This window comes from Campylobacter sp. CNRCH_2015_0814 (assembly GCF_025772765.1).
GTDB lineage: Bacteria > Campylobacterota > Campylobacteria > Campylobacterales > Campylobacteraceae > Campylobacter_D.
Genome location: NZ_JAKMSR010000022.1, coordinates 1 through 5,241, shown reverse-complemented (window position 1 = coordinate 5,241; position 5,241 = coordinate 1). Strand labels below are relative to the sequence as shown.

The following is a 5,241-nucleotide window of genomic DNA, read 5'->3' as shown; positions in this document are numbered from 1 at the left end:
TTTAAGTGTAAATTTAAAGCTTAAAAATAAGCTTTAAATTTTTATTAATATTCATATTGATTTAATTCTTCTTGAGTGCCAAGTAGCATTAGTATATCATTCAAATAAGCAGTAGTTTCTAAATTTGGCATAATACTCCAAGTATCATGCTGTTTGTGCGCAATGACTTTTAAGTTTTGACCAATAGATTGCAAAGTTTTTCCTGCTAAGTTTTCATCTACTAAAAGTTTTGCTACTTTGATAGTATTGGCTGAAAGATCTATGATCTCAAAATTTGGATTAGTGATAAGAATTTTAGCCAAACGCTTTGCTGATTCTTTTTCAGGATAGATGACTTTATTAACCCCAAGTTTTGAAAGAATTTGCCCGTGTGTAGAAGAGTTTGCCTTGGCAATGATGTTTTTTACTCCTATTTCTTTTAAAGCCATGAAAGTGAGTATGCTTGATTCTAAATTTTCACCTATGCTAAGTATAACAACATCTGCATTTGCATAACCTGCTTCTTTTAAAGCTATAGTATGAGTAGAATCTAAAATATAAGCAAAATCTGCATGATCTTGTAATTCCTTGACCGCTTCTTCATCAATATCAGAAACAATAACTCTCTTACCTTGATCAATAAGCTCTTTTGCTAAAACTGAACCAAACCTTCCAAGTCCTATAATGCCATAAGTTTCTTTTTTCATAATATTATCTTTCCTTTTGGATAATTCAAATATTTTTCTTTTTCTTTGAAAAATATACTAAATAAAAATGCAAGCACACCCACTCTACCGCTAAGCATTAACAATATGATAAGTAATTTACTTTCAGAGTTAAAAAGCGCACTAAGCGATAAAGTCCCACCATCTCCTACTGAAACTCCTACTGTGGCAAACGCTGAACTTGTTTCAAAAAGCAAGGGTAAAAAGCTTTTATCATCTTCAATTAAGGATAAAATTAACACACAAGTGATGATATATACAATAGAACTTACTGCTATAATAAAAGCTTTATTGATAGTTTCTGTAGGAATTTCAAAGTTGAAAATTCTTGCATTACTATCTTTGATGCTCCAATAAGCATAGATTAACAATACAGCAATTGTAGTTACCTTAATACCTCCAGCTGTTCCACCAGGTGCACCACCTACAATCATAAATAAAGATCCAAAAAACAAGCTTGCATCTTTAAAAGTACTAAGATCAAGAGTATTAAACCCTGCTGTTCGGTAATTTACCGCTGTAAAATATGCACTCATAATTTTATCAAAAAGTGAAAATTCTCCTATGCTTTTTGGATTATGGTATTCAAATAAAAAGACTACTAAACTTGCAAAAAGAATCAATATAACAGTAGAAATTAAAACAAGTTTTGTATGTAAACTTAAGCTTGCAAAACGCTTTTTAGAAAAAAAGTATAGTTCTAATAATACAAAATACCCCAAACCTCCAATGATAATTAAAGAGGTGATAACAAAATTAATCCAAAAATCATCTCTATAAGGCATTAGGCCACTTTCAAATATACTAAATCCTGCATTATTAAAAGCAGAAATAGAGTGAAAAACACTAGCCCATAGAGCTTCACTTAAATTCATATCAAGCTTAAATCTTAAAAATAACAATAAAGCACCTAAAAGCTCAATAGCAAATACAAAAAATAAAACCTTTTTTAAAAATCCTACAAGGCCATCGGCTTCAGGATAGATCAAAGATTCTCTTAAAAGATTTTTTTCTCCAAAACTCATCTTTTTGCGTACTAAAATATATAAAGCCATAGCTATACTCATATAACCTAAGCCACCTATTTGAATAAGCAATAAAATAACAAGTTGTCCATAAAAGCTAAAATCTAATGAGGTGTTTAATACAATAAGTCCTGTCATGCTTACAGCTGAAGCACTGGTAAAAAATGCATCTAGAAAAGATATGGGCTTAGTGTGCATAATAGGAAGCATTAGAATAAAGGTGCCAAAAAGTGCAACTAGGATATAACCTATAAATAAAATTCTTATATTTTTTCTATCTAAAGTTAATTTTGTCATTTTTGATTCTTTAAAATTAAAAAAACATTCTACTTAAAATTGGTTAATAAGTAAAAAGAGAACTTTCCACATTTTAAGTGGAAAGTTGAAGTATTAAAGCATTCCTACTGCTAAGAAACCTAGAGCAACAGCTATAACTATAGCTAATACGCCAGGGATAAAGAATGCGTGGTTAAAAATGAATTTTCCAATTCTTGTTGTGCCTGTGTCATCCATTTGAACTGCACCTAATAAAGTAGGGTAAGTTGGAAGAACGAAAAGTGCTGAAACAGCGGCAAAACAAGCAACTAGCATATAAGAATCTGCAGGATTTGTAGCTGAAATTCCTAATGCAGCAATGATAACTGGAACAATAGCTTTTGCAGTAGCTGCTTGAGAGTATAAAAGCATACTAGCAAAGAAGAATGCAACTGCAAGCATAGCTGGAGTTTGTTTAACCCATTCACCTGCTACTTCTTTAATACCTGCCTCATGACCTGCAACGAAAGTATTTCCAAGCCAAGCAACACCAAATACACATACACAAGCTGTCATACCTGATTTAAATACACTTGTATCTAAAATTTTTGCAGGTTCAACTTTACAAAAGATTGTGATTAAAGTTGCAGCTGTTAATAAGAAACTCATAATTGCAGCATCTCTTGGAATAACTACTGGATCAATCCATTTGATATTATTAGAAATTGCTGTAGCATAAAGAACAACCGCTAATACTGTGAATAAGAAAATAGCAACTGAAAGTTTTGCACCTGGTTTGTCTTCGCTTTGTAAAACATCAGAAGCGCTTTTTACAAGACCAGCTTTTAAGCGTTCTTGATATACAGGGTCTTTGCTAAGATCCATTGGAGTAATTAAGCTTACAATGAAAGCTGTAATCATACAAGCAGCAAAAGTAGTTACAATCCAAATACCAATTAATGCAGGGTAATTCCAACCAAGTGGTTCTAATACGCCAGTCATATAAACAACAGCAGCACTAACTGGAGAAGCTGTAATACCAATTTGTGAAGCAACAACCATTAATGAAAGTGGGGCTGATGGTTTGATGTTTTGTGATTTTGCAACATCAATAACAACAGGCATTAATGAAAATACCGCATTACCAGTACCTGCTAAAATAGTAAGTAACCAACCGCAAGCTGGTGCAAGGTAATTGATAAATCTTGGATGTTTACGTAAAATTCTTTCGGTAACTTTTACCATATAATCCAAACCACCTGCTTGTTGCATAGCAGAAATCGCAGCAATTGCCGCAGCAATGATTAAGATAACATCCCAAGGAATATTACCTGGTTTCATACCTAAAACAAGACCTAAAATAACTACACCCAAACCTCCGGCATAGCCTATTGCTATGCCACCGAGGCGGATACCTATGAATATTGCCCCAAGAAAGACAACAAGTTGTAAAATAATCATAATATCCATGATTAAACTCCTAAGTTATTAAGCTTTTCTTTTCTCTGTCATATGAGGATTTAACATATTTTCTGGTGTTAAAATTCTTTCAATTTCTTCTTTTGGAAGATATCCTCTTTCAAGACAAATATCGCCAACTGCTTTACCAGTTTCTAAAGCCTCTTTAGCAATACTTGCAGATTTTTCATATCCTAAAACAGGATTAAATGCTGTAACAATACCGATTGAGTTAAGTACAGATTGTTTGCATGCTTCAGGATTTGCTGTTAAGCCTCTTACAGCTTTTTCAGCTAGAGATTTCATTGCATTTTCAAGTAATACTATAGAGTTAAATAATCCATAAGCAATACCTGGTTCAAATGCATTAAGTTCAAATTCTCCTCTTTCAGAGCAAAGCATAATAGTAACATCATTTCCTATAACTTCATAGCAAGCTTCACCTACTGCTTCACAAATTACTGGGTTTACTTTACCTGGCATGATAGAGCTACCTGGTTGCATTTTTGGTAGATTAATTTCACCTAAACCACATCTTGGGCCTGAATTCATTAATCTTAAGTCGTTTGCAATTTTAGATAATCTTACTGCTGCAGTTTTTAACGCGCCACTTACATGTACAAAGTCAGCTGTATCTTGAGTAGCAGCGATAAAATCTTCAGCTGGTTTAAATTCAACACCAGTAATTTCTTTTAATTTTTTCTCAACCACAAATTTGTAATCAGGATGGCAGTTAATTCCTGTACCAATAGCTGTTGCACCAAGATTTAAATAACTCATTGACTCACGAGCTGCTGTGATTTTTTCAATATCACTTTTAATATAGCTAGCAAAAGCGTTGAAAGTATTTCCTAAAGTAGTAGGAACCGCATCTTCAAGCTCTGTTCTACCCATTTTAATGATATCTTTGTATTCTTTAGCTTTAGCTTCTAATTCAGTTTTTAAAAGTTCCATAGCTTTTAAAAGATCAGTAAGTTTTGCATAGGTTGCTACTTTGATTGAACTTGGATAAGTATCATTTGTAGATTGACCTAAGTTTGTATGATCATTTGGATGAAGATATTGGTACTCACCTTTTTTGTGTCCCATACTTTCAAGAGCGATATTAGTGATAACTTCGTTGGTGTTCATGTTTGTACTAGTACCAGCACCACCTTGGATCATATCTACTACGAATTGATCTAAAAATTCACCAGCAATCAATCTATCGCAAGCTTTAGCAATAGCATCAGCTTTGTCAGCATCAAGAACCCCAACTTCTTTGTTAGCAAGAGCAGCTGCTTTTTTAACTTGAGCGAAAGCTTTTACAAAATAAGGATAATCTTGTAATCTTCTGCCACTCATATGGAAGTTTTCTAGTGCTCTAAAAGTTTGCACTCCATAATAAACCTCGTCAGAAATTTCCAACTCGCCAATAAAGTCGTGTTCTTTTCTTGTTCCCATGATGTACTCCTTGTGGGTTTTATTTAAGTTTTGTTTATAAACTTAATGAGTATTATATAACAATTTTTTATAAAAGTTTCATAAATTTTTCTGAATTTATCAAAAATCAATAAAAATATATAAAATAAATTAGAATATTGATATTCATTTTATAAATATAATGCTTTTTTGGTAGGTATTTGATGTTTGTAGTGTTTATTATTGCTTTTATTGTTTATTTTTTAAAAATTTATATTTACTTTTTGTATAATTTTAAAATTCCACAAAAGACAAAAAGATTATGAAATTGATAGATTAAATTTGAAGAAATTAAATTTGAAAGTCTTACTAAGCTAATTAGCTTACAATCAACCCAC

At 32.1% G+C, this 5,241-nt stretch carries 4 protein-coding genes; all 4 read right to left on the bottom strand.

Features of this window, described 5'->3' with window-relative positions:
- Nucleotides 1-44 precede the first annotated feature (44 nt).
- Nucleotides 45-686, bottom strand: coding sequence for a potassium channel family protein (locus L8X24_RS07825; protein WP_263664328.1), 642 nt, complete (start codon nucleotides 684-686; stop codon nucleotides 45-47).
- A complete protein-coding gene (locus tag L8X24_RS07820; RefSeq protein WP_263664327.1) occupies nucleotides 683-2,026 on the bottom strand; it encodes a TrkH family potassium uptake protein in 1,344 nt (447 codons plus the stop codon). Before L8X24_RS07820 ends, L8X24_RS07825 begins: the two co-directional genes overlap by 4 nt.
- A gap of 93 nt (nucleotides 2,027-2,119) precedes the next feature.
- Nucleotides 2,120-3,454, bottom strand: a complete 1,335-nt coding sequence (locus L8X24_RS07815) for an anaerobic C4-dicarboxylate transporter (protein WP_263664326.1) — start codon at nucleotides 3,452-3,454, stop codon at nucleotides 2,120-2,122.
- 18 nt (nucleotides 3,455-3,472) lie between these two features.
- Nucleotides 3,473-4,885, bottom strand: coding sequence for an aspartate ammonia-lyase (locus tag L8X24_RS07810; protein WP_263664325.1), 1,413 nt, complete (start codon nucleotides 4,883-4,885; stop codon nucleotides 3,473-3,475).
- Between the last annotated feature and the right edge of the window lie 356 nt (nucleotides 4,886-5,241).

Bases quoted from the DNA above. Each gene is read 5' to 3' on its own strand.
- L8X24_RS07825 (WP_263664328.1), bottom strand. From the start codon at position 686: ATGAAAAAAGAAACTTATGGCATTATAGGACTTGGAAGGTTTGGTTCA.
- L8X24_RS07820 (WP_263664327.1), bottom strand. From the start codon at position 2,026: ATGACAAAATTAACTTTAGATAGAAAAAATATAAGAATTTTATTTATA.
- L8X24_RS07815 (WP_263664326.1), bottom strand. From the start codon at position 3,454: ATGGATATTATGATTATTTTACAACTTGTTGTCTTTCTTGGGGCAATA.
- L8X24_RS07810 (WP_263664325.1), bottom strand. From the start codon at position 4,885: ATGGGAACAAGAAAAGAACACGACTTTATTGGCGAGTTGGAAATTTCT.